The organism is Streptomyces sp. NPDC058650, from assembly GCF_042717315.1.
In the GTDB taxonomy this organism is placed as follows: Bacteria; Actinomycetota; Actinomycetes; order Streptomycetales; family Streptomycetaceae; genus Streptomyces.
In genome coordinates this window covers 92723-115570 of sequence record NZ_JBHXRL010000019.1, presented here as the reverse complement: position 1 = coordinate 115570, position 22848 = coordinate 92723, and the positions used below count along the sequence as shown (strand labels likewise).

Below are 22848 nucleotides of genomic sequence, written 5' to 3'. Positions count from 1 at the left end.
CCCTCGCTCAAGCTCCGCGCCTCAGTTCTCCTGCTCGCGCTCCACCTGGTCGTTCCACTCGCGCTTGATCGCGCGCCACGCCTCGTCCGTCTTCCCCAGGCGCCAGTACCCCGAGATCGACAGCCGCTCGCGCGCCACCCCCCGCTCCATCCGGAGGTGCCGGCGGAGGTCCTTCACGAAGCCCGCCTCGCCGTGGACGAAGGCATGGACGTCGCCCGCCGGGAATTCAAGGGACCGCACGGCCTCGACGACCGCCTCGCCCGCCGGGCGGCCGCCCCGGTGCAGCCAGGTGACGTCCACCCCCGCGGCCGTCGCGAACTTCTGCTCCTCCGCCGCGTCCGAGACCTCCACGAAGGCGTGCACCCGCGCGCCCGCCGGCAGCCGCTCCAGCGCCACGGCGATCGCCGGCAGCGCGCTCTCGTCGCCCGCGAGCAGGTGCCAGTCCGCCGCCGGGTCCGGCGTGTAGCCGCCGCCCGGGCCGAGGAAGCGCACGGTCTCGCCCGCCTGGGCCCGCGCCGCCCAGGGGCCCGCGAGGCCCTCGTCGCCGTGGACCACGAAGTCGACGGTCAGCTCGCGGTGGACCGGGTCCCAGGCCCGTACCGTGTACGTCCGCGTCGTCGGCCACTGCTCCCGGGGGAACTCCTCCCGGATCCGCTCCATGTCGAACGGCTCGGGGTAGGCGACCCCCTCGGGGGCGAACAGCAGCTTCACGTAGTGGTCGGTGTACTCGCCGGCCTCGAAGGCGTCGAGACCGGGACCTCCCAGGACGACCCGCACCATGTGCGGGGTGATCCGCTCGGTGCGCACCACACGCGCTTCGGTGGCCTTCGGTGTCTTGCGGGCCGGCTGCTCTGCCACGAGGGGCTCTCCTGACTCGACGAACTTAGGTTTGCCTAAGCTAGCACCCCGGTGTGCTGTCGCCCAGGGCGGATCGAAGCGATCAGCGGGCGAGCACCGGCATCAGCGGGCGAGCACCGGCAGCAGGCGCCCCACCGCCCCGCCCAGACCCCAGCGCTTCACCAGCGCCTCCAGCGCCGCCGGGTCGCGGGGCTCCGACGGCAGGGCCGCGTCGAACTCCGGCAGCGGTACGTCCCCGGCGACCCGCACCACCGTCGGCGCCACGTCCAGGTACGCGGCCGCCTCCACGATGCCGCGCCGCTTGGCCGGCGTCAGCTTCGACGTCCGGTCCTCGGCCGCCGCCCGCACCCCGGCCAGGTCTCCGTACTCCGTGATCAGCTGCGCGGCCGTCTTCTCGCCGATGCCCTTCACCCCAGGCAACCCGTCGCTCGCGTCGCCGCGCAGCGCCGCGAAGTCCGCGTACTGGTCGGGGCGCACGCCGTACTTCGTACGGATCAGCTCGTCGTCCACCAGGTCGCAGTCGCCGACACCCTTGCGCGGGTACAGCACGCGCACCGCGCGCGCGTCGTCCACCAGCTGGAACAGGTCCCGGTCACCCGTGACGATGTCCACCGGCCCGGCGGCGCGTCCCGCCAGCGTCCCGATGACGTCGTCCGCCTCGTACCCCGCGGACCCGATACGGGCGATGCCGAGCGCCGCGAGGACGTCCTCGATCACCGGCACCTGCGGGGAGAGCGTGTCCGGGATCTCCTCCTCGTCCGGGCCGGTCTCCGTCTCGGCCGCCACCCGGTGCGCCTTGTACGAGGGGATCAGGTCCACCCGCCACTGCGGCCGCCAGTCGTCGTCCCAGCAGGCCACCAGGTCGTCGGGGCGGTGGTCCTGGACGAGCCGGGTGATGAAGTCGAGAAGGCCGCGGACGGCGTTCACGGGCGTGCCGTCGGGGGCCCGGACCGAGTCCGGCACACCGAAGTAGGCGCGGAAGTAGAGGCTTGCGGTGTCGAGGAGCATCAGGCGTCGCGTCACCTGCCTGATTTTAGGGCTCGGGCCGCCTCCGGGGTGCTTCAGTCGGGCTCACGGCCCCCACCGTGCTCGCCTGCCTGATCTTCGGCTCGGTTCGCCTCCGGGGTGCTTCAGTCGGGCTCACGGCCCCGACCGTGCTCGCCTGCCTGATCTTCGGCTCGGTTCGCCTCCGGGGCGCTTCAGCCGGGCTCACGGCCCCGACCGTGCTCGACCCCTCCTTCGTCGGGGCCTCCGCGCGCTCGGGGTCGTTCCCCCGGCCGCGCCCCTTCGGCTCACTCGCCGGTCCCGGAGGCGGACGTTCCCGAGTCTCCGCGCGAGCGCTCCCGAGCCCCTGCGCACGCGTTCCCGAGCCCCCACGCCAGTCCTCCACGTGACCCCCGTCACCTTTGCGTTTGCACCCTGTGAAGCCGGGCAGGCGCGAGCCCGGAGCGGAACCCGGTACGGGATTCAACAACGAAATCCCCGTACGCCACGGGCCCCGCGGGCAGATCCCGCCCGCTCCACGGCCCGGCCGCGCGGGGGTGGCGGGCCGTTCTCATTGCTACCCGTGAGGTGTATGTGTCCAGGCTCCAGGCCGACCACCTGTACAAGGTGTTCGGCAGACGACCCGACGAAGCCGTCCGGCGCCTCGCCGACGGCGCCGACCGCGACGAACTGCGCGCCGAAGGGACGACGGCCGCCGTCGTCGACGCCGGCTTCGTCGTCGAACCCGGTCAGATCTTCGTCGTGATGGGCCTGTCGGGCTCCGGGAAGTCCACCCTCCTCCGCATGCTCAACGGCCTGCTCGAACCCACCGCCGGCCGGGTCCTCTTCGACGGCCGCGACCTCACCGCACTCTCCCCCCGCGAGCTGCGCGCCGTCCGGGCCACCAAGATCAGCATGGTCTTCCAGCACTTCGCGCTCTTCCCGCACCGAAACGTCCTGGAGAACGCCGCCTACGGCCTGGAGGTCCAGGGCGTCCCGCGCGCCGAGCGCGAGACCCGCGCCGCCGAGGCCCTCGAACTGTGCGGGCTCGCCGGCTGGGAGAAGTCCTGGCCCGACGAGCTCTCCGGTGGCATGCAGCAGCGCGTCGGCCTCGCCCGCGCCCTCGCCACCGACGCCGACCTGCTCCTCATGGACGAGTCCTTCAGCGCGCTCGACCCGCTCATCCGCCGAGACATGCAGGACCAGCTCCTCGTGCTCCAGCAGCGGCTGAACAAGACCATCGTCTTCATCACCCACGACCTCAACGAGGCCATGCGCATCGGCGACCGGATCGCCGTCATGCGCGACGGCCGGATCGTGCAGCTCGGCACCGCGGAGGACATCCTCGTCCGCCCCGCCGACGACTACGTCGCCTCCTTCATCCAGGACGTCGACCGGTCCCGCGTGCTCACCGCCGCCGCCGTCATGGCGGAGGGCGCCGTCCCGGCCGCCTGCCCCGAGGAGTGCGCCTGCCGGGCCGTCGCACCCGACACCCTCGTCGCCGACCTGTGCGCCGTCGCCGCCCTGGCCCCGCACCCCGTGACCGTCCAGGACGCCGACGGCACCGTCCTCGGCGTCGTACCGACCGAACGTCTCCTCGGCGTCATGGGCGGCCTCGCCGCGAAGGACATCGAGGAGCAGCAGGAGGTGACCGCCCGTGCCTAGGCTCCCCCTCGGCGACTGGGTCGACAGCTCCGTCGACTGGCTCCAGACGCAGTTCTCCTGGCTCTTCGACGCCGTCAGCACCGGCGTCACCGGCCTCTACGACGGCATCGACGCCGTCCTGTCCGCACCGCAGCCGCTGCTCTTCGCCGGCATCCTCGCCGTCGTCGCCTGGTGGCTGCGCGGCCTCGCCGCCGGCGTCCTCGCCTTCGCGGGCTTCGCGCTCGTCGACTCGGTCCAGCTGTGGGACGAGGCCATGGCGACGCTCTCCCTCGTCCTCGTCGCCACCCTCGTCACCCTGGTGATCGCCGTCCCGCTCGGCATCTGGGCGGCCCGCTCCAAGACGGTCAGCGCCGTGCTGCGCCCCGTCCTCGACTTCATGCAGACCATGCCGGCGATGGTCTACCTCATCCCCGGCATCATCTTCTTCGGCGTCGGAGTCGTCCCCGGCATCATCGCCACCATCGTCTTCGCGCTGCCCCCGGGCGTCCGGATGACCGAGCTCGGCATCCGCCAGGTCGACGGCGAACTCGTCGAGGCCGCCGAGGCCTTCGGCACCACCCCGCGCGACACCCTCCTGCGCGTGCAGCTCCCGCTCGCCCTGCCGACGATCATGGCGGGCGTCAACCAGGTCATCATGCTCGGCCTGTCCATGGTCGTCATCGCCGGCATGGTCGGCGGCGGCGGCCTCGGCGGCGCGGTCTACCGCGCCATCGGCAATGTCGACATCGGCCTCGGCTTCGAGGCCGGCATCTCCATCGTCGTCCTCGCCATGTACCTGGACCGGATGACCGGCGCCCTCGGCCGCCAGGTCTCCCCGCTGGGCCGCCGCGCGGCCGCCAAGGCGCGTGCCGCGAGCGCCAAGCGCCCCGGCGCGAAGCTGTGGGCCCACCGCCCGCAGCCCGTCACCGCCCTCGTCGGCGTCGTCGTGCTCGCCCTCGTGGCCGGCGGTACGGGCTTCCTCGGACGTTCCGGCGGCGCGACCTCCACCACCGCCTCCGGCCCGAACAGCGGCCACGGCAAGAAGATCAGCATCGGCTACATCCCCTGGGACGAGGGCATCGCCTCCACGTACCTCTGGAAGGAACTCCTGGAGCGCCGCGGCTACGAGGTCGACACCAAGCAGCTGGAGGCCGGCGCCCTCTACACCGGCCTGGCCGGCGGGCAGATCGACTTCCAGACCGACGCCTGGCTCCCCGTCACCCACGCCCAGTACTGGGAGAAGTACAAGAACAAGCTGGAGGACCTCGGCTCCTGGTACGGCCCCACCTCCCTGGAGCTCGCCGTCCCCTCGTACGTGAAGGGCGTCGATTCGCTCGCCGACCTCAAGGGCAAGGCGGGACAGTTCAAGGGCCGCATCGTCGGTATCGAGCCCAGCGCCGGAATGATGGGCATCCTCAAGGACAAGGTGCTCAAGGAGTACGGCCTGGAGGGCGAGTACGAGGTCGTCGACGGCTCCACGCCCGGCATGCTGGCCGAGCTGAAGCGCGCGTACGAGCGCAAGGAGCCCGTCGTCGTCACCCTCTGGTCCCCGCACTGGGCCTACTCGGCCCACGACCTGAAGAAGCTCACCGACCCCAAGGGCACCTGGGGCAAGGGCGACGGCGTCCACACCCTCGCCCGCAAGGGCTTCGCCGCCGAGAATCCCGAGGTCGGCACCTGGCTGAAGAACTTCGAGCTCACCGAGAAGCAGCTCACGGACCTCGAAGCCGTCATCCAGGAGACGGGCAAGGGCAAGGAACAGCAGGCCGTCCGCGTCTGGCTGGACCGCAACCCCGGCCTCGCGGAGAAGCTCGCCCCGCAGTAGCCACAGCAGCGCCCGAACGACAGGGAACGGTTCCTGTCCGAAAAGGGGTGGTCGCCGAACGTGTTCGGCGACCACCCCTTTTCGTCACGACGCGAAACCCGGAGCCAAAGCTGCGTAAGGTTCAGGTAACCGACCGGTACGCGGTCTCCGAGGGGAACGCGACGCGACGAGGCACCAGGACAGAGGGAGGGAGCCGACATGGACGAGAAGGAATCACCCCGCGTGGGCGCGGCCGTCAAGAGGCGCCGCAGATCGCTCCAGCTCACCCTGGCCGTCGTCGCCTCCCGCAGCGGCCTCTCCGTCCCCTTCCTCAGCCAGGTCGAGAACGAGCGCGCCCGGCCCAGCCGCCGCTCCCTCGAACTCGTCGCCGAGGCCCTGGAGACCACCGCGGGCGAGCTCCTCGCCGTCGCCGAGGCCTCCCGCACCGTCGACGTCGTACGGGCGGACGAGCGGTCCGCGGCGCTCCCCGACGGAGTCCGCCGGCTCGTCCGGGGCCGCCACCAGCTGCACGCCCTGGAGTTCACCGGCGAGCAGGACGCGGGCCGCGAATTCCAGCACCGGAACGACGAGTTGCTGTACGTCGCCGACGGCGCCGCCGAGGTCGAGGCCGAGGGCCGTGCCCACCGCCTCGGCCGCGGCGACACGCTCTATCTCTCCGGAGGCGTACGGCACCGCTGGCGCGCCACCGAGCCCGGCACCCGCCTCCTCGTCGTCGCCGTAGCCGACCACGTCGAGGTCGAGGAGGAGTGAGGGCCGCCGGGACCGGGCCCGCCCCGCGGGTCGTCTCCCTCGTCCCCTCCCTCACGGAGGCCGTCGCCGTCTCCGCGCCCGGCGTCCTCGTCGGCGCGACGGAGTGGTGCAGCCACCCCGCCGGCCTCGACGTCGTACGGGTCGGCGGCACCAAGAACCCCGACGTCGCCGCGATCACCGCGCTCCGGCCCGACCTCGTCCTCGCCAACGAGGAGGAGAACCGCGCCCCCGACCTCGCCGCCCTGCGGGCCGCCGGGCTCGACGTCCTCGTCACCGAGATCCGCACCCTCGACCAGGGCCTGCGCGAACTGGAGCGGGTCCTCGCCGCCTGCGGCGCGCCCCGGCGACCGCGCTGGCTGGCCGAGGCCGAGGCCGCCTGGGAGTCCGTGGCACCCCTGGAGCCCGCACCGGACGGAAGGCCGCTCACCGTCGTCGTGCCGATCTGGCGCCGCCCCTGGATGGTCCTCGGCACCGACACGTTCGCCGGCGACCTGCTCGCCCACCTCGGTGTCCGGAACGCGTACGAAGGCCACCCGGAGCGCTATCCGCGCATCCCGGTCGACGAGCTCCGCGCCACCGCCCCCGACCTCGTCGTCCTGCCCGACGAGCCCTACCGCTTCACGCCGGACGACGGCCCCGAGGCCTTCCCCGGGACCCCCGCATCCCTCGTCGACGGGCGCCTGCTCACCTGGTACGGGCCGTCGCTGGCACAGGCACCGCAGGCGCTGTCCCGGGCCCTGCGAGCAGCGCGCCGCTGAGCAGCCCGCGCAGGGTGTGGAACCCGGCCACCAGCCAGGCCGCCACGAGGACCACGTACAGCGCGACGGCGAGCCACCGGAAGACGGCCAGACCGGTGTGCTGGGCGAGTCCCTCGGCGCCGGTCACGCAGGTCCCGACCGGGAAGGTGAACGCCCAGAACGTCATCGCGAAGCCCATGCCGCGCCGCCGCGCCCGCAGCACCATCGCCCCGGCGAGTGCCAGCCACAGCAGCGCGAAGCCCATCACGGGCACCCCGTAGAGGACCGCGAAGGCGGCGAAGCCGTGCGCGTACGGGGCGGGCAGCACACCCGGGGCCACGTCGGCGAACTTGTTCGCGGCGGTCGTCGACTGGCCCAGCGGGCCGAGGACGAGGAAGAGCGTGGGGGTGAGCGCGAGAGGCAGCGGGCCACCGGTCACGAGCCGGCCGAAGACCAGGGGCAGCATGACCAGGGTGGCGAGCAGGCTGAGCCCGAACATCGCGTAGCAGGCGATGAGGAGAGTCTGCTGGGCCTGTCCGGCGGGCAGGTGCGGCACGAGCAGCGGGCCGAGCGCGGCGGAGACCATGGGGGCGACGACCGGCAGCAGCCACACCGGGGACGCGCTCTCGATCCGGTGGTGCACCACCATGAGGTACGGGACGGCCACGGCCGCCACCAGACCGATCACCGTGCCCGCGGTGAACAGGACGGTGTCGAGCGCCAGGGCCGCGGGGAGCCCGATCCAGTCCTGGCCCACGATCATCGCGCCGCCGCCCACGGCGAGCAGCGCCATCGAGAGGCAGCCGTAGAACGGCGCCATCGCGGGGTCCAGGAGATGGGCCCGGGCCTGGTCACGGTGGTGGATCCAGTGCAGCGCGCGGGCGGAGACGAGGACCAGCAGCATAGCGAGCGACAACGCCCAGACCGCCGCGCAGACGGCACGGAGGCCGGGGACGTCCACCGGGAGGGCCGCGCCCGCGTTGGCGACGATGGCCGTCCCCATGACGGAGGCGTACCAGTTGGGTCCGAGGTGACGGACGGAACGGGCCGGGGAGGCACTGGTGGTCGTGGTGGTCGTGGTGGTCGTGGTGGCCGTGGTGGCGGGGTGCGCGCCGGGGGTGGTGGCGCGGGAGGCCGGACGGGAGGCCGAGCGGGGTGTTGCGAGGCTTGCCATGACCCCACCGTCGCGCCCTTTCACCGCACCCACCAGGGATCTTGTGACTATGACGTCATAAGCTGGGTTTATGAGCAGTGAGATGGCGGGGCGGCACGGAACCCAGGGCGACGAGCCGAGGCCGCACCTGTCCCACCGGGTGCCGGATCTCGGTGCGCTCGAACTGCTCATCGCCGTCGCCCGGCACGGCAGCCTCGGCGCCGCCGCCCGCGAGGTCGGGATCACCCAGCCCGCCGCGAGCAGCCGGATCCGCTCGATGGAGCGGCAGCTCGGCGTGGCCCTCGTCGACCGCTCGCCGCGCGGCTCGCGGCTCACCGACGCTGGCGCGCTCGTGACGGACTGGGCGCGGCGGATCGTCGAGGCCGCGGAGGCCTTCGACGCGGGCGCCCAGGCCCTGCGCGGGCGGCGCGACTCGCGGCTGCGGGTGGCCGCGTCCATGACCATCGCCGAGTACCTGCTGCCGGGCTGGCTGATCGCACTGCGCGCCGAGCGGCCCGACACGGCCGTGTCGCTCCAGGCCGGGAACTCCGCGGCGGTCGCGCAACGGCTCTTCGCGGGCGAGGCCGACGTCGGCTTCGTGGAGGGGCTCGCCGTGCCGGACGGCCTCGACGGGGTCGTCGTGGCGCACGACCGGCTCGCGCTGGTCGCCGCGCCGTCGCATCCCTGGGCCCGGCGCCGCGGCCCCCTGGACCCGGCGGAACTGGCCTCGACCCCGCTGATCCTGCGGGAGCGCGGCTCGGGCACCCGGCAGGTCCTGGACGCGGCGCTCGCCGGCCACGGCGGGCTCGCCGAGCCGCTCCTCGAACTCGCCTCCACGACGGCCGTGAAGGCCGCCGTCGTCAGCGGGGCGGGCCCGGCCGTCCTCAGCGAACTCGCCATCACCGAGGAGCTGGCCTCCCGCCGCCTGGTGGCCATCCCCGTCGAGGGCGTCCTGCTCCGCCGCGACCTGCGCGCGGTCTGGCCCGCCGGACACCGCCCGACGGGCCCGGCCCGCGACCTGCTCTCCCTGACCCGCGCCCGCCCGACGGGCTGAGGAGCCCCTGGGCCCTGGGTCTTGGGCCCTGGGTCCGTCAGACGCCTGCCGCACGGTGGGTGATCCGGCCGTCCAGGACCGTCAGGAGGACCGACAGGTCCGGGAGCTCGGTCGCCGCCGTGGTGACCGGGCTGTCCGCGAAGACCGTGAGGTCGGCGCGGTGGCCGAGCGCGAGCCGGCCCGCCTCGTGCTCCTCGCCCGCCGCGTACGCCGGTCCCGTCGTCATGCCCCGCAGCGCCTCCAGCGCCGTCAGCGCCTGCTCGGGCCCGTGCGGCGCCTGGCCGAGGTCGCGGCTCGGGCGACGGTGCCGGCCCCCGGCCAGCACGCCGAGCGGCGGGAACGGCGCGATGGGCCAGTCGGAGCCGAGGACGAATGCCGCCCCGGAGTCCACCAGGTCGCGGCAGCGCCAGGCGCGCGAGGCCCGCTCCTCGCCGAGGCGGCGCGACCAGTTGTCGGTGTGGTCGGCGCGGGTGAAGTCGCAGCAGTGGGTGGGCTGCATGGAGGCGACGACCCCGAGCTCGGCGAAGCGGCGCAGCGTGTCGTCCGGCACCGTCTCGATGTGCTCCACCCGGTGGCGTACCCGGACCGTGTCCGAGGCCTGGGCCTTCTCGACGGAGTCGAGGACGTGCCGTACGGCCGCGTCCCCGATCGCGTGCGTCGCGGTGGCCACGCCCGCCCGGTGCAGTTCCCCGACGATGTGCGTGTACGCGGCGGGATCCGGCCAGAACGCGGCCGTGGACTCGCCGTGGCAGTCGGGCCGCTCCAGCCACGCGGTGCCGTTGTCGATGGTCCCGTCCATGAACAGCTTCACGCCCGCGACCCGCCACAGCGCGCCGCCCCTGCCCTGCTGCTCGATCAGGGCGCGGACCCCGTCCGCGTCGGTGCCGGGCTGGCACCAGGGCGCCACGCGCAGCCGCAGCGGCAGCTCGCCGGCGGCGTCGAGCTCCCCGTACAGCGCGAGGCTCTCGCCGTTGGCGTCCATGACGTGGCCGCCGGTCAGACCGGCCGCCGCCATCGACCGCAGGGCGGCGGCGAGCCCCTCCCGGCGCTCCTCGGGTGTCGGCCGCGGGGCGACCCGCTCGACCAGCTCGCAGGCCGCGTCCTCCTGGAGCAGACCGGTCGGGCGCCCGGTCGCGTCGCAGACGACCTCGGCGGAGGCCTGCGCGAAGGTACGCGGCCCGTCGACGCCGGCGAGTTCGAGCGCCCGGCGGCTGGCCAGCGCCGAGTGGGCGTCGAAGAGCAGCAGGAAGGCGGGCACCCCGTCGAGTACGGAGTCGAAGGGGGCGATCCCGACGGGCCGGTCGCCGAAGACGTTCGGATCGAGCCCCCAGGCGAACAGCCACTCCCCGCGGGCGAGGCGGCGGACCTCCCGGGCGAGCGCCGCCCGTACGTCGTCGAGGCCGGCGCAGTGCGACAGGTCGAGGCCGCCGGTCAGTTCGGCGCCGGTGACCGGGTGGACGTGGCCGTCCACGAGACCCGGCGTGACGACGGCGCCCTTGAGGTCGACGACGGTGGTGTCGGGACCGGCGAGGGCGCGGATCTCACGGTCGTCGCCCAGGGCGGAGATCCGGCCGTCGCCGGAGACGGCGAGCGCGGTCTGCGGCAGGAACGCCCCCGTGCCGGGGTCGAGCAGTCGGGCGGAGAGCAGGACGAGTCGGGTGGTGGGCACGGGTGACTCCAGGGGAGGAGAGGGCGGTACGGGGGAGGCGGGGCACGGGGGGTGGCCGCAGGGCCGGTAAGGCCGGTGGGGCCGTGGGGCGGTGGGTCAGTGGGTCAGTGGGCAGGGGCAGCGGGCTCGGCGGGCTGAACCGGCTCATCCGGTTCGACCGGCGTGACGGGCGCGGCCGGTTCGACCGACGGCTCCGCGAGCGGCGGCACGTCGGTCAGGGCGCCGTGCGCCAGGCCGAGTTCCCGCTCCGCCGTCGTGACGGCCATCCGCGTCACGGCCTCGGGCCGGTTGCTCCGGTCGGTGTTGGCGTGGGCGCCCAGGCCGTCGAGCACCACCAGGATCTGGATGGCCGCCGTCCGCGGGTCGTCCGTACGGAACTCGCCCCGCGCGACGCCCTCGCGGATGAGCGTTTCGAGCCGGTCGTCGGAGGCGAGCTCCTGCTCGGCGACCCGGTCGCGCAGGACGGGCCGGTAGCGGCTCAGGTGGCGGGCGTTGATCCAGAGACGGCTGATGTCGTCGTACGCCTCTCCCGCCGAGAGCGCGAAGTAGCGCGCGAGGTACTGCGTGGGCGTCCCGTGCGGCCGGTCCGCGGGCAGCAGCGCGTCGAGCTCGCCGGTGGAGGCGACGCTGAAGGCCTCGCCCACCAGATCCTCCGCCGAGGGGAAGTAGTGGCTGATCAGACCGGGCCGTACGGCGAGCTCCTCGGCTATCCGCCGCAGGGTGACGCACTCCAGGCCCTCGGTCAGGGCGACCCGGGCCGCGGTCTCCACGATCTCCGCCCGCCGGGCTTCCGGGGATTTCCGAACGCGCTTGCGCTGAACGCTTGACGACATACCCGGGATGCTATTGAGTGTGCGACCAATAAGCAACCAGGGGCAACCGGGTGGACACCGAACGGTCGCCTGGTGGGCACCACCCGCACCCGGAGGGCCGCATGGCTTCCACGATCCCCGACCCGATCCCCCGCTCCCAGGGCGTCGAGGTCACTCCGTCGGCCGCCGCCGACAGACCAGGCCGCATCGAGGCCCACGGCATCGATCACATCCCCGACGGCGAGCGCCACGGACACCCCCGCGAGCTCTTCTCCGTGTGGGCCGCGGCCAACGTCAACTACCTCAGCCTCGTCATCGGCGGCGCCCTCGTCCTCATGGGCCTGACGCTCTGGCAGGCCGTCGCCGTGATCGTCGTCGGCAACCTCCTCTGGCTGCTCACCGGCCTCCTCGCCACCTCGGGACCGGCCGCCGGCGCGCCCAGCGAGGTGATCACCCGGGCCGTCTACGGCGCCCTCGGCAACCGCGTGAACAACGCGATCGGCGGCTGGCTCGTCTCCGTCTGCTACTTCGCCCTCAACCTCGCCGCCGCGGCGACCGCCGCCTTCGCGCTCGTCGAGAAGACCGGCATCACGGCGAACACCCCCGTCAAGGTGGCCGTGATCGTGGTCATCGCCGCGCTCACCCTGGCCATCAGCGTCTATGGCCACGCCCTGATCATCAAGCTGTACCTGCCGATCACCCTCGCCCTCACGGCGGGCGTCACCTCGGCGGCCCTCTGCGTCGACACCCTCTACACCGGCCCCGTCGCCGCGGCCCTCGGCGGCCTGGACCTCTCCCTCCCCGTCGGCATGACCGTCGCCGCGGGGCTCTACGCCCTCCTGATGCGGAACGACTCCACCGTGCGCGCCGCCCGGGAGCGCGCGTGAACGCCCGTACGGTCCTCCGGATCAGCGGGGACTCGCCGAGGCGCCGGGGCGAGGACCGGGGCCGACAGGCCCGCGAGGGCATCAGACGCGCGTGGCAGGTCTACGAGGAACTCTTCGCGACCGTCGCCGCGGGCGCGTCGAGCAGCGCGCGGATGCCGGACGTCGCCGCCCTCGCCCTCCGTACCGTCGACGCGACCCGGGCCTGGGCGCCCGAGCTCGTCGAGGAGATGGAGGGAGTCGCCGAGGGCGCCGGGATGCCGTTCCGGACGATCGCCGCGCTCAACGCGCGCACCGAGATCCTCGCCGAGGCCGGTGCGCCGAGGGCGGGGGAGTGCTCCACCCTCGTCCGTACCGACGGCGCCGGGACCGCCGGCGGTCAGTGCTGGGACTGGCACGAGGAGCTGGCCGACGCCTGGCACCTCCAGACCGTGACCGGCGACGTCCGCGGCTTCGCGGGGATCACCGAACACGGCATCCTCGCGAAGATCGGCGTCAACGACGCCGGCGTGGGCGTGCTCTTCAACATCCTCGGCCACGCCGACGACGCCGCCACCGGCGTCCCCGTCCACCTCGTGGCCCGTCAGGTGCTCGGCGCGGCCGGGTCGTTCGAGGAGGCGGTCGCCCTGCTCACGGCCGCCCCGGTCTCGGCCTCCACGGTCATCACCGTGGTGACGGCGGACCGCGCCGTCTCCGTCGAACTCGCCCCCGGCGGGTCGGCGGTCGTCGCCCCGGACGACCGGGGCTGGCTGGTCCGCACGAACCACTTCCTCGACCCGGCCCTCGCCGCCGGCGAACTGCGCGGGCGCCGGGAGCCGGAGACGTACGACCGCCACCGACTGCTCACCACCCGCGTCCGCGAGCACACCGGGCGGCTCGGCACCGGCCCGCTCGCCGCCCGTCCGCTCACCCCCGGCCCGCTCGGTACCGACACGCTCGTGGACCTGCTCACCGCGCACCGGGAAGACGGCGCCGAGGTCTGCTGCCACGCCCCCGCCGAGGGGACCCTCGGCGGCAGGTGGGCGACGCTGGCCACGGTCGCGGTCGACCCGGCCGAGAAGCGCCTCCTGGTGCACGACGGAGGGCCGTGCACGGCGGGCCCCGCGAGCTGGACGCCGCTCACGGCGCCCACGCGCTGAACGAGCGGCCCGGTTACCGCCGGCCCGCTCCCGCGCCCGCCGCCGCGACGAGGCCCCGCATCACGCGCAGGTCCTCGCCCATCTCCGGATGCCACTGCACGCCGAGGGCCCAGACGGGGGCGGCCAGTTCCACCGCCTCCACCGTGCCGTCCTCGGCGTGGGCCGAGACCGTGAGGCCCGCACCCAGCCGGTCCACGGCCTGGTGGTGATAGGTCGGTACCTCGGTCAGCTCGGGCACCAGAGAGGAGTATCGCGTGCCCGGCACCGGCTTGACCGCGTGCCGGCCGATCACCCCGACCGCCTCCACGTGCCCGTCCAGGTGCTGGACGAGCGTCCCGCCGAGGGCCACGTTCAGCAGCTGCATCCCACGGCAGATCCCGAGGAGCGGCGTGCCGGAGGCCAGGGCCGCGTCGATCAGGGCCAGTTCCCAGGAGTCCCGGGCGCGGGCCGGCGGGCCGGTACGGGGGTCGGGCTCGGCCCCGTACCGTACGGGCTCGACGTCCGCCCCGCCCGCGACGACCAGCCCGTCGAGCCGGGCCACGACCTGCGCCGCGACGGCCGGCTCGTCCGGCGGCAGCATCACGGTGATCCCCCCGCTCTCCCGGACGAGCCGCGGGTACGGCGCGGGGAGCAGCGCGGCCTGCATGTCCCACACCCCCCAGCGGGCCTGGTCCAGATAGGTGGTCACGCCGATGAGCGGCTTGGACACGTGCTTCCTCCAGAGCTGCCGAGTGTCGGTGAGTCAGGTGAATCAGGTGAATCAGTCGCGTGCGAGCTCGGCCTCGGCCGCGGCGAGCGCCGCGAACTCCTCCTCCGGCGCGCCGGCCACCAGATGGTGCCGACTGTAGAACGCGAAGTAGGCGAGAGCGATCACGTACACCCCGAGCGCCATGAACGCCGCCGTCCGGTCCACCAGGAAGGTCGCGACGAGCGCCGAGAGGGCCAGGACGAAGGCGATGGACGAGGTCGCGATTCCGCCGGGCGTCCGGTACGGCCGGTGGAGGCCGGGCTCGCGGCGCCGCAGCACGATGTGCGAGAGCGCCATGAGGGCGTACGAGATGGTGGCGCCGAAGACCGCGATGTTCAGCATCCGCGCCCCGTTGCCGGTGCCGGCGGCGAGGGCGAAGCCGATCGCGCCCGGGATGAGCAGCCCCAGGTACGGCGACTTGCGGCGGCTGGTGAGGGAGAGGAAGCGGGGCAGGTAGCCGGCCCGGGAGAGGGCGAACAGCTGGCGTGATCCGGCGTAGATGAGGGAGAAGAAGGAGGCGACCAGGCCCGCGAGGCCCGCGTAGTTCACGAAACGGCTGAGCGCCGTCGGCTCCCCGTCGCCCTGGAGCGCCACGACGAGCGGGTTCCCCGCCTCCTGTACGGCGGCCGAGCCGCGCGCGCCGGTGGCGGCGAGGAAGGTCATGACGGCGAGGAGCACCAGGATCCCCATCGAGATCGCGAGCGCCCTCGGCATCGACCGCACCGGGTCCTTCGCCTCCTCGGCGGCGAGCGGCACGCCCTCCACCCCGAGGAAGAACCACATGCCGAAGGGGAACGCGGCCCAGATCCCGAGCAGTCCGAAGGGCAGCCAGGAGTTCGATCCGAAGGCCTCGCCGTCGACCGGGATGTCGTTCAGGCCGTCGACGTGGAAGTCGGTGAACGCGCCGAGCGCGAAGACGACGAGCGCCGCGACCGCGATGGCCGTCACGAGCAGACTGAATCGCAGCGCCTCGCCCACGCCCCACAGGTGGATGCCGATGAAGAGGGCGAAGCAGACGAGGTAGACCGGCCAGCCGGACTCCAGGCCGAAGAGGCCGAGGGACTCGACGTAGTCGCCGATGAAGATGGAGATCGCGGCGGGCGCGAGGATGTACTCGATGAGGATCGCGGTGCCGGTGAGGAATCCGCCCCAGGTGCCGAGCGCCCGGCGGGCGAAGCCGTAGCCGCCGCCCGCCGTGGGCAGGATGGCGGAGAGCTCGGCGAGCGCGAAGACCAGACAGGCGTACATCGCGCCCATGAGGACGGTGGCGATGGCGAGTCCGCCGAAGCCGCCCTTCGACAGGCCGATGTTCCAGCCGGAGAAGTCGCCGGAGACGACGTAGGCGACGCCGAGGCCGGTGAGCAGCAGCCAGCCGGCGCTGCCGCGGCGCAGCGCGCGCCGTTCCAGGTAGTCGTCCTTCGGTGGGGTGGTGCCGCCGGAGGCGTTCCCGGTCGTTTCTTCGAGCGTCATGGCAGCGTCAGCTCCCCGCAACGGGCCCAATGGATTGGAGCCATACCTTTGCGGTGGCCGACGGGGGAGCGCAAGTCCCGTGCGTTACTTTCGGGTTACGCGTGCCCTTTCCCTACGTCAGGAAACCCCGCAGCAGCGCCGCCGTGCCCGCGCAGTGCTCGCGCATCACCTCGCGCGCCGCGTCCGCGTCCCCGTCGAGGACCGCTTCCACCAGTGCGGCGTGCTGGTGCTGGGAGTGCTCCAGATTGCGTACGAGCAGGGGGATGCAGTCAAGGAGGTCGTTCACCGTCGCCCGGACCGCGGCGTACTGGGAGGTCAGTGTCGGCGAGCCGGAGAGCTCGGCCAGCGTGAGGTGGAGCAGGGTGTCCTGGCGGCGGTATTCGGCCAAGGGGGCGTCATGGGTCGCCGCCACCGCGGCCCGCAGCCGCTCGGCACCCGTCGCGTCGAGCCCGTGGGCCGCGCAGAGCCCGGCGGCCCCCACCTCCAGGACCTCACGGAAGCGCAGGGTGTCCTCCATGTCGACCGAGGCGATCCGGCGGCGCAGCTCGTCCTCGTCGGCGGTCTGGACGCGGGGCAGCACGAACGTCCCGCCGTACCGGCCGCGCCGGCTCTCGACGAGGCCCTGCTCCTGGAGGACCTTGAGGACCTCGCGCAGGGTCACCCGGCTGATCCCCATCCGGTCGGCCAGCTCCCGCTCGGCGGGCAGCCGCTCCCCGCCCGGCACGAGACCGAGCCGTACCACCTGGAGGATCTGCTGCAGCGCCTCCTCGAAACCGTTGCCCGCCCGCACCGGCCGCAGCACGGGCGTCAGCCGGTCCGCCGATTCACTCGTACTGGCCACGTTCCTCGTTTCCCTTTCTCCAGGACTTCCCAAGCAATGGTCTTCGGCAATACCTTATGGCTCCCGGCAGGCCGAAGGAGGAGCAATCCCGTGGCAGACCGCACACCCCCGCTCACCGTCGAGGAGCTCCGCGCCCTCGTCGCGAGCGGCGAGATCGACACCGTCGTCCTGGCCTTCCCCGACATGCAGGGACGGCTCCAGGGCAAGCGGTTCGCCGCACAGTTCTTCCTGGACGACGTCCTCGGCCACGGCACCGAGGGCTGCAACTATCTTCTGGCCGTCGACACCGAGATGAACACCGTCGAGGGCTACGAGATGTCCTCCTGGGACCGCGGCTACGGCGACTTCGCGATGCACCCCGACCTCGCCACCCTCCGCCGCCTCCCCTGGAACGAGGCCACCGCCATGGTGACGGCCGACCTCGCCTGGGCCGACGGCAGCCCGGTCGTCGCGGCCCCCCGCCAGATCCTCCGCCGCCAGCTGGAGCGCCTCGCCGAGCACGGCTTCACCGCCCACGTCGGCACCGAGCTCGAGTTCATCGTCTTCAACGACAGCTACGAGCAGGCCTGGGACGCGAACTACCGCGGCCTCACCCCCGCCAACCAGTACAACATCGACTACTCCGTCCTCGGTACCGGTCGCATCGAACCCCTCCTGCGCCGCATCCGCAACGAGATGACCGCCGCCGGACTCACCGTCGAGTCCGCCAAGGGCGAGTGCAACCCCGGCCAGCACGAGATCGCCTTCAAGTACGACGAGGCCCTCGTCACCTGCGACCGGCACGCCGTCTACAAGACGGGCGCCAAGGAGATCGCCTCCCAGGAGGGCTACTCGCTCACCTTCATGGCGAAGTACAACGAGCGCGAGGGCAACTCCTGCCACATCCACCTCTCCCTCCAGGACGCCGAGGGCAAGAACGTGATGGCAGGGGACGACCAGCACGGAATGTCGCCGACGATGCGGCACTTCCTCGCCGGACAGCTCGCCGCCCTCCGCGACTTCTCCCTCCTCTACGCCCCCAACATCAACTCCTACAAGCGGTTCCAGCCCGGCTCCTTCGCCCCCACCGCCGTCGCCTGGGGCCACGACAACCGCACCTGCTCGCTCCGGGTCGTCGGCCACGGCCGCTCCACCCGCTTCGAGAACCGCCTCCCCGGCGGCGACGTCAACCCCTACCTCGCCGTCGCCGGCCTGGTCGCCGCCGGCCTGTACGGGATCGAGCAGCGGCTCGAACTCCCGGAGCCCTGCACCGGAAACGCCTACACCGGCGAGTACGCGCACGTCCCCACCACACTGCGCGAGGCCGCCGAACTCTGGGAGACCAGCGAGATCGCCAAGGCCGCCTTCGGCGCCGAGGTCGTCGCCCACTACCGCAACATGGCCCGCGTCGAACTCGACGCCTTCGACGCCGCGGTGACCGACTGGGAACTGCGCCGCTCCTTCGAACGCCTCTGATTCGCACCGCGCCCCTTCGCACCGCGCCCCTTCGATTCGCACCCCTTCGATTCGCACGCCTCCGAGAGGAACGAGTTGCTCCAGGTACTGAACCCGGCGACGGAGGAGCTGGTCGCCACCGTCCCCGCCGCCACCCCGGCCGAGGTCGACGCCGCCGTCGCACGGGCCACCGCCGCCCAGCGGGGCTGGGCCGCCGCCGCGCCGGCCGACCGCGCCCGGCTCCTCCGCCGCTTCGCGGCCGTCGTCGACGCGCACACCGAGGAACTCGCCCGCCTGGAGGTCACCGAGGCCGGCCACACCATCGGCAACGCCCGCTGGGAGGCCGGCAACGTCCGCGACCTCCTGGACTTCGCCGCCGGGGGAGTGGAGCGCCTCAACGGACGCCAGATCCCGGTGGCCGGCGGCCTCGACGTCACCCTCCTCGAACCCCTCGGCGTCGTCGGCGTCATCGCGCCGTGGAACTTCCCCATGCCGATCGCCGCCTGGGCCACCGCACCCGCCCTCGCCGCCGGCAACGCCGTCCTCCTCAAGCCCGCCGAGACCACCCCCCTCACCGCGCTCCGCCTCGCCGAACTCGCCCTGGAGGCAGGCCTGCCCGAAGGCCTCTTCCAGGTCCTCCCCGGCACTGGCCCGGTCGCGGGGAACGCCCTCGTCGAGCACCCCGGCATCGCGAAGATCGTCTTCACCGGCTCCACCAGGGTCGGAAAATCGATCATGGCCAAGTGCGCCGACCAGGTGAAGCGACTCACCCTCGAACTCGGCGGCAAGAGCCCCAACATCGTCTTCGCCGACGCGGACATCGAGGCGGCGGCCGCCGCCGCGCCGATGGCCTTCCTCGACAACAGCGGCCAGGACTGCTGCGCCCGCACCCGCATCCTCGTGCAGCGGAGCGCGTACGACCGCTTCCTGGAGCTCCTCACCCCCGCGATCGAGGAGATCGTCGTCGGCGACCCGCTCGACGAGCGCACGCAGATGGGCCCGCTCATCTCCCGCGCCCAGCTCGACCGCGTCCGCTCGTACGTCACCGAGGACCTCCAGGGGATCCGCGGCAAGGCCCCCGAAGGTCCCGGCTTCTGGTTCCCGCCGACCCTCCTCACCGGCGTACAAGAGGACGCCCCCTGCGCCGTCGAGGAGATCTTCGGCCCGGTCGCCGTCGTCCTGCCCTTCGACGACGAGGCCGACGCTATCCGGCTCGCCAACGCCACCGAGTACGGCCTCTCCGGCTCGATCTGGACCCGGGACGTCGGCCGAGCCCTGCGCGCCTCCCGAGCCGTCCGGGCCGGCAACCTCTCCGTCAACTCCCACTCCAGCGTCCGCTACTGGACCCCGTTCGGCGGCTACCGGCAGTCCGGCCTCGGCCGCGAACTGGGCCCCGACGCCCTGACCGCCTTCACCGAAACCAAGAACGTCTTCATCAGCACGGAGGCCTGAGCACCCATGACCGAAGAGATCATCTGCCGCCGCCTGGTCGGCCGTACCGCCGTCATCACCGGAGCCGGCAGCGGCATCGGACTCGCCACCGCCCGGCGGCTCGCCTCCGAGGGCGCGAACGTCGTCTGCGGCGACATCGACGAGGTGGCCGGCAAGGCCGCGGCCGAGGCCGTCGGCGGCACCTTCGTGAAGGTCGACGTCACCGACCCGGAGGAGGTCGAGGCGCTGTTCCGCACCGCCTTCGAGACCTACGGCTCCGTCGACATCGCCTTCAACAACGCCGGCATCTCGCCGCCCGACGACGACTCCATCCTGGAGACCGGCCTGGAGGCCTGGAAGCGCGTCCAGGACGTCAACCTCACCTCCGTCTTCCTGTGCTGCAAGGCCGCCCTCCCCTACATGCGCCGCCAGGGCAGGGGCTCCATCATCAACACCGCCTCCTTCGTCGCGATCATGGGCGCGGCCACCAGCCAGATCTCGTACACGGCGTCCAAGGGCGGCGTCCTCGCCATGTCCCGCGAGCTGGGCGTCCAGTTCGCCCGCGAAGGCATCCGGGTCAACGCCCTCTGCCCCGGACCGGTCAACACCCCCCTCCTCCGCGAGCTGTTCGCCAAGGACCCGGAGCGGGCCGCGCGCCGCCTCGTGCACATCCCGGTCGGGCGCTTCGCCGAGGCAGAGGAGATCGCCGCGGCCGTGGCGTTCCTCGCGAGCGACGACTCTTCCTTCGTCAACGCCAGCGACTTCCTCGTCGACGGCGGGATCTCGGGCGCGTACGTCACCCCGCTCTAGCCCCCGGCCCCCCACCTCCCCCCACCCGGCAGCCGGGCGTCGCAAGGCGCCCGGCTGTTCCGCGTCCGGAACAGTCCCGACAGGAGAGTGATCATGAACCACCGACTCCGTACGTCCGCGGCCGCAGCCGCCCTGGCCCTCGCGGCGACCGGCCTCGTCTCCGCCACCCAGGCCGAGGCGAAACCCGCCGGATGCCCGACCCTGAAGATCTCCGAGGGCTGGTACGGCGGGAACAAGGCGCGCGTCGACGCGCTGATCGCCGACCACTGCGCCGCCAGAGGAAAGAACCCCGTCGCGGTCTTCGACTGGGACAACACCGTCATCAAGAACGACGTCGGCGACGCCACCTTCTACTGGCTCGTGCGCAACGACCGCATCCGCCCGCCCCGGAACGGCGACTGGTCCACCACCAGCCGCCACCTCACCCCCGAGGCCGCCGCCGCCCTCGGCGAGGCCTGTCCCACCGGCGTACGCACCCTCCCCACGGCCACCGACACCCGCTGCGCCGACGAGCTCCTCGCCGTCTACGGCTCGGGCACCACCACCGGCGGGAAGACCGCCTTCGCGGGCCACGACCACCGCCGCATGGAACCCCAGTACGCCTGGCTGGCCCAGCTCCTGCGCGGCTGGACCACCCGCCAGGTCGAGTCCTTCGCCGCCGCGGCCCGCGCCGAGAACCTGGCCGCGCCGCAGGGCGCCACCCAGCGGGTCGGCACGGCCCAGGTCACCGGCTGGGTCCGCTACTACGAACAGCAACGCGACCTCATCCGTACGCTCCAGGCCGCGGGCTTCGACGTCTGGGTCGTCTCCGCCTCGCCCGAACCGGTCGTCGACGTCTGGGCGAAGGGCGTAGGGGTCGACCCCGCCCACACCCTCGGCATCCGCAACACCACCGAGCACGGCCGGCTCACCGCCCACCTCAAGGGCTGCGGCACCGTCCGGGACGGCGAGGACGAGATGATCACCTACATCGACGGCAAACGCTGCTGGATCAATCAGGAGATCTTCGGCGTGCGCGGCCCCGCCGCCGAGCGCGTCCAGCCGGCGTCACGGCGGCAGGTGTTCGCCGCCGGGGACTCCGACACGGACATCTCCTTCCTGCGCGACGCCACCGGCCTGCGGCTGGTCCTCAACCGCAACAAGAACGAACTCATGTGCCGGGCGTACGAGAACGGCGACGGCCGCTGGATCGTCAACCCCATGTTCATCGAGCCGAAGCGGCAGAAGGCCACCCCGTACCCCTGCGCCACGACGGGCTACACGGCGGGCGACGGCACGGCGGAACCGGTCCGCCGCCCCGACGGCACGGTGATCCCGGACCAGCGGGACACGGTCTTCTAGCGGCCCCTAGAGGAAGGTCTGCCCTTCCCCCCGGTAGGTCGGCACGGTGGCCGTGATCCGGTCGCCCTCGACCAGCTGGAGGCTCTCGAACCGCTCGCACAGCTCGCCGGCCTTCGCGTGCCGGAACCACACCTTGTCGCCGATCCGCAGGTCGTCGGCCGGCGAGCCGAGCAGCGGGGTCTGGACCTCGCCCGGACCCTCCTGAGGGTCGTACCGCAGGCCCTCCGGCAGATACGGCACGGGCAGCCGGTCGGGGCCCGCCACCCCGGACGCCGGATAGCCGCCGCCCAGCACCGTCACCACGCCCACACCGGGGCGGCGGACGACGGGCTGCGCGAACAGCGCGGCCGGACGCCCGCTGAAAGACGTGTAGTTGTCGAAGAGACGCGGCACGAAGAGCCCCGAACCGGCGGCGATCTCCGTCACCGCGTCCTCGGCGGCCGTGTGCTGCACGCTCCCGGTGCCGCCGCCGTTCACGAACTCCAGATCCGGCGCCACCGCCCGCACGGCACGGACGACGGCCGCCCGGCGCTCCGCCAGCTCCCGGCGGGCGGCGGCCTGCATCAGCCGGATCACCCGCGATCGCAGCGGCCGCCCCGCGACCGCGTCGCCGACGCCGGCGACGTGCCCCTCGTACGCCATGATCCCGACCAGCCGGAAGCCCGGGCGCCGCACCACGGAACGGGCCACCTCGGCCAGCTCGGCGGGGGTGCGCAGCGGCGAGCGCCGCGCTCCGATCCGTACCCGCCCGCCGAGGAGCTGGAGCGCCGTGTCCAGCTCCAGGCAGACCCGGACCTCCTCCGCCCCGCCCGCGCGGGACGCGTCGATCAGATCGAGCTGGGCCACGTCGTCGACCATCACCGTCACCGCGGCGGCGAGCTTCGGATCCCGCGCGAGCTCGGCGAAGCCGGCGCGGTCCGCCGACGGGTAGGCGAGCAGCACGTCGTCGAACCCGGCACGCGCCAGCCACAGCGACTCGTCGAGCGTGAACGACATGATCCCGGCGAACCCGTCCCGCGCGAGCACCCGCTCCAGGAGCGCGCGGCAGCGCACGGACTTGCTCGCGACGCGGATCGGCTTGCCGGCGGCCCGGCGGACGAGATCCGCCGCGTTGTCGTCGAAGGCCTCCAGGTCGACGAGCGCCACGGGCGCGTCGAGGTGAGCGGTGGCACGGTCGTAACGGGCCCGGTCGGCGGCGCGGGGAGTCATGGCCCGAGCTTGCCAGACAGGTATACGGGTGGGTAGCCCCCGACCCCGGTCCGCC

The 22848-nt window shown here is 73.1% G+C and carries 19 protein-coding genes and 1 pseudogene; 11 read left to right on the top strand and 9 right to left on the bottom strand.

All coding sequences use genetic code 11. The features are described 5' to 3' along the window. Positions 1-21: 21 nt before the first annotated feature. Positions 22-858, bottom strand: coding sequence for a siderophore-interacting protein (locus ACFWWU_RS28480; protein ID WP_384149142.1), 837 nt, complete (start codon positions 856-858; stop codon positions 22-24). Between the two features lie 102 nt (positions 859-960). Continuing rightward, positions 961-1866 carry a 5'-3' exonuclease H3TH domain-containing protein gene (locus tag ACFWWU_RS28475; protein ID WP_384149224.1) on the bottom strand — a complete coding sequence of 302 codons (906 nt, stop codon included), beginning with the start codon at positions 1864-1866 and terminating at the stop codon, positions 961-963. A gap of 570 nt (positions 1867-2436) precedes the next feature. Between ACFWWU_RS28475 and ACFWWU_RS28470 the strand changes: the two genes are divergently transcribed. The 4 genes from ACFWWU_RS28470 to ACFWWU_RS28455 all read left to right on the top strand — a co-directional run bounded on the left by ACFWWU_RS28470 (position 2437) and on the right by ACFWWU_RS28455 (position 6819). After that, positions 2437-3507 carry a glycine betaine/L-proline ABC transporter ATP-binding protein gene (locus ACFWWU_RS28470; RefSeq protein WP_384149140.1) on the top strand — a complete coding sequence of 357 codons (1071 nt, stop codon included), beginning with the start codon at positions 2437-2439 and terminating at the stop codon, positions 3505-3507. After that, positions 3500-5311: an ABC transporter permease/substrate binding protein gene (locus tag ACFWWU_RS28465; protein ID WP_384149138.1), complete on the top strand. Its 1812-nt coding sequence runs from the start codon at positions 3500-3502 to the stop codon at positions 5309-5311. Before ACFWWU_RS28470 ends, ACFWWU_RS28465 begins: the two co-directional genes overlap by 8 nt. 198 nt (positions 5312-5509) lie before the next feature. Beyond that, positions 5510-6061: a helix-turn-helix domain-containing protein gene (locus ACFWWU_RS28460; protein ID WP_384149136.1), complete on the top strand. Its 552-nt coding sequence runs from the start codon at positions 5510-5512 to the stop codon at positions 6059-6061. After that, complete coding sequence (locus tag ACFWWU_RS28455) at positions 6058-6819, top strand: helical backbone metal receptor (protein WP_384149134.1); 762 nt, start codon at positions 6058-6060, stop codon at positions 6817-6819. Before ACFWWU_RS28460 ends, ACFWWU_RS28455 begins: the two co-directional genes overlap by 4 nt. Here the strand turns inward: ACFWWU_RS28455 and ACFWWU_RS28450 are convergent. After that, entirely contained in the window at positions 6746-7972 is a 1227-nt protein-coding gene (locus ACFWWU_RS28450) for a TDT family transporter (protein WP_384149132.1), read from the bottom strand. The two genes, ACFWWU_RS28455 and ACFWWU_RS28450, sit on opposite strands and share 74 nt — an antisense overlap. A gap of 70 nt (positions 7973-8042) precedes the next feature. On the opposite strand from ACFWWU_RS28450, the gene ACFWWU_RS28445 reads away from it, so the two are divergent. Next, the gene (locus tag ACFWWU_RS28445) at positions 8043-9005 is read left to right on the top strand and encodes a LysR family transcriptional regulator (RefSeq protein WP_384149130.1); all 963 of its coding nucleotides are present in this window, start codon (positions 8043-8045) and stop codon (positions 9003-9005) included. 37 nt (positions 9006-9042) lie between these two features. On the opposite strand, the gene ACFWWU_RS28440 is transcribed toward ACFWWU_RS28445, so the two are convergent. Together ACFWWU_RS28440 and ACFWWU_RS28435 are read right to left on the bottom strand one after the other, a co-directional pair. After that, positions 9043-10674, bottom strand: coding sequence for an amidohydrolase (locus tag ACFWWU_RS28440; RefSeq protein WP_384149128.1), 1632 nt, complete (start codon positions 10672-10674; stop codon positions 9043-9045). A 104-nt stretch (positions 10675-10778) separates the two neighbouring features. Next, the gene (locus ACFWWU_RS28435; RefSeq protein ID WP_384149126.1) at positions 10779-11507 is read right to left on the bottom strand and encodes a TetR/AcrR family transcriptional regulator; all 729 of its coding nucleotides are present in this window, start codon (positions 11505-11507) and stop codon (positions 10779-10781) included. Positions 11508-11608: 101 nt separating this feature from the next. Here ACFWWU_RS28435 and ACFWWU_RS28430 point away from each other — a divergent pair. After that, a pseudogene (locus ACFWWU_RS28430) lies at positions 11609-12229 on the top strand (cytosine permease); the annotation flags it as partial. Between the two features lie 140 nt (positions 12230-12369). Continuing rightward, positions 12370-13509 (top strand): C45 family autoproteolytic acyltransferase/hydolase, encoded by a 1140-nt coding sequence (locus ACFWWU_RS28425; RefSeq protein WP_384149124.1) that lies wholly within the window; start codon positions 12370-12372, stop codon positions 13507-13509. A 13-nt stretch (positions 13510-13522) separates the two neighbouring features. Here the strand turns inward: ACFWWU_RS28425 and ACFWWU_RS28420 are convergent, their stop codons facing one another. From ACFWWU_RS28420 to ACFWWU_RS28410, 3 genes are all read right to left on the bottom strand, one after another. After that, positions 13523-14218 (bottom strand): gamma-glutamyl-gamma-aminobutyrate hydrolase family protein, encoded by a 696-nt coding sequence (locus ACFWWU_RS28420; protein ID WP_384149122.1) that lies wholly within the window; start codon positions 14216-14218, stop codon positions 13523-13525. A gap of 51 nt (positions 14219-14269) precedes the next feature. Further along, positions 14270-15727, bottom strand: coding sequence for an ethanolamine permease (gene eat, locus ACFWWU_RS28415; protein ID WP_384149120.1), 1458 nt, complete (start codon positions 15725-15727; stop codon positions 14270-14272). 112 nt (positions 15728-15839) lie between these two features. Beyond that, a complete protein-coding gene (locus ACFWWU_RS28410) occupies positions 15840-16568 on the bottom strand; it encodes a FadR/GntR family transcriptional regulator (RefSeq protein ID WP_384149118.1) in 729 nt (242 codons plus the stop codon). 90 nt (positions 16569-16658) lie between these two features. Between ACFWWU_RS28410 and ACFWWU_RS28405 the strand changes: the two genes are divergently transcribed. From ACFWWU_RS28405 to ACFWWU_RS28390, 4 genes are all read left to right on the top strand, one after another. Next, positions 16659-18023, top strand: coding sequence for a glutamine synthetase family protein (locus ACFWWU_RS28405; protein WP_384149116.1), 1365 nt, complete (start codon positions 16659-16661; stop codon positions 18021-18023). A 75-nt stretch (positions 18024-18098) separates the two neighbouring features. Then, positions 18099-19454, top strand: a complete 1356-nt coding sequence (locus ACFWWU_RS28400; RefSeq protein WP_384149114.1) for an aldehyde dehydrogenase family protein — start codon at positions 18099-18101, stop codon at positions 19452-19454. Positions 19455-19460: 6 nt separating this feature from the next. Then, positions 19461-20243 (top strand): 3-oxoacyl-ACP reductase, encoded by a 783-nt coding sequence (locus tag ACFWWU_RS28395; protein ID WP_384149112.1) that lies wholly within the window; start codon positions 19461-19463, stop codon positions 20241-20243. A 93-nt stretch (positions 20244-20336) separates the two neighbouring features. After that, a complete protein-coding gene (locus tag ACFWWU_RS28390) occupies positions 20337-21584 on the top strand; it encodes a haloacid dehalogenase-like hydrolase (RefSeq protein ID WP_384149110.1) in 1248 nt (415 codons plus the stop codon). Positions 21585-21590: 6 nt separating this feature from the next. On the opposite strand, the gene ACFWWU_RS28385 is transcribed toward ACFWWU_RS28390, so the two are convergent. Then, a complete protein-coding gene (locus ACFWWU_RS28385) occupies positions 21591-22793 on the bottom strand; it encodes an amino acid deaminase/aldolase (protein WP_384149108.1) in 1203 nt (400 codons plus the stop codon). Between the last annotated feature and the right edge of the window lie 55 nt (positions 22794-22848).

Bases quoted from the DNA above. Each gene is read 5' to 3' on its own strand.
- eat (WP_384149120.1), bottom strand. From the start codon at position 15,727: ATGACGCTCGAAGAAACGACCGGGAACGCCTCCGGCGGCACCACCCCA.
- ACFWWU_RS28475 (WP_384149224.1), bottom strand. From the start codon at position 1,866: ATGCTCCTCGACACCGCAAGCCTCTACTTCCGCGCCTACTTCGGTGTG.
- ACFWWU_RS28385 (WP_384149108.1), bottom strand. From the start codon at position 22,793: ATGACTCCCCGCGCCGCCGACCGGGCCCGTTACGACCGTGCCACCGCT.
- ACFWWU_RS28435 (WP_384149126.1), bottom strand. From the start codon at position 11,507: ATGTCGTCAAGCGTTCAGCGCAAGCGCGTTCGGAAATCCCCGGAAGCC.
- ACFWWU_RS28460 (WP_384149136.1), top strand. From the start codon at position 5,510: ATGGACGAGAAGGAATCACCCCGCGTGGGCGCGGCCGTCAAGAGGCGC.
- ACFWWU_RS28390 (WP_384149110.1), top strand. From the start codon at position 20,337: ATGAACCACCGACTCCGTACGTCCGCGGCCGCAGCCGCCCTGGCCCTC.
- ACFWWU_RS28450 (WP_384149132.1), bottom strand. From the start codon at position 7,972: ATGGCAAGCCTCGCAACACCCCGCTCGGCCTCCCGTCCGGCCTCCCGC.
- ACFWWU_RS28445 (WP_384149130.1), top strand. From the start codon at position 8,043: ATGAGCAGTGAGATGGCGGGGCGGCACGGAACCCAGGGCGACGAGCCG.
- ACFWWU_RS28395 (WP_384149112.1), top strand. From the start codon at position 19,461: ATGACCGAAGAGATCATCTGCCGCCGCCTGGTCGGCCGTACCGCCGTC.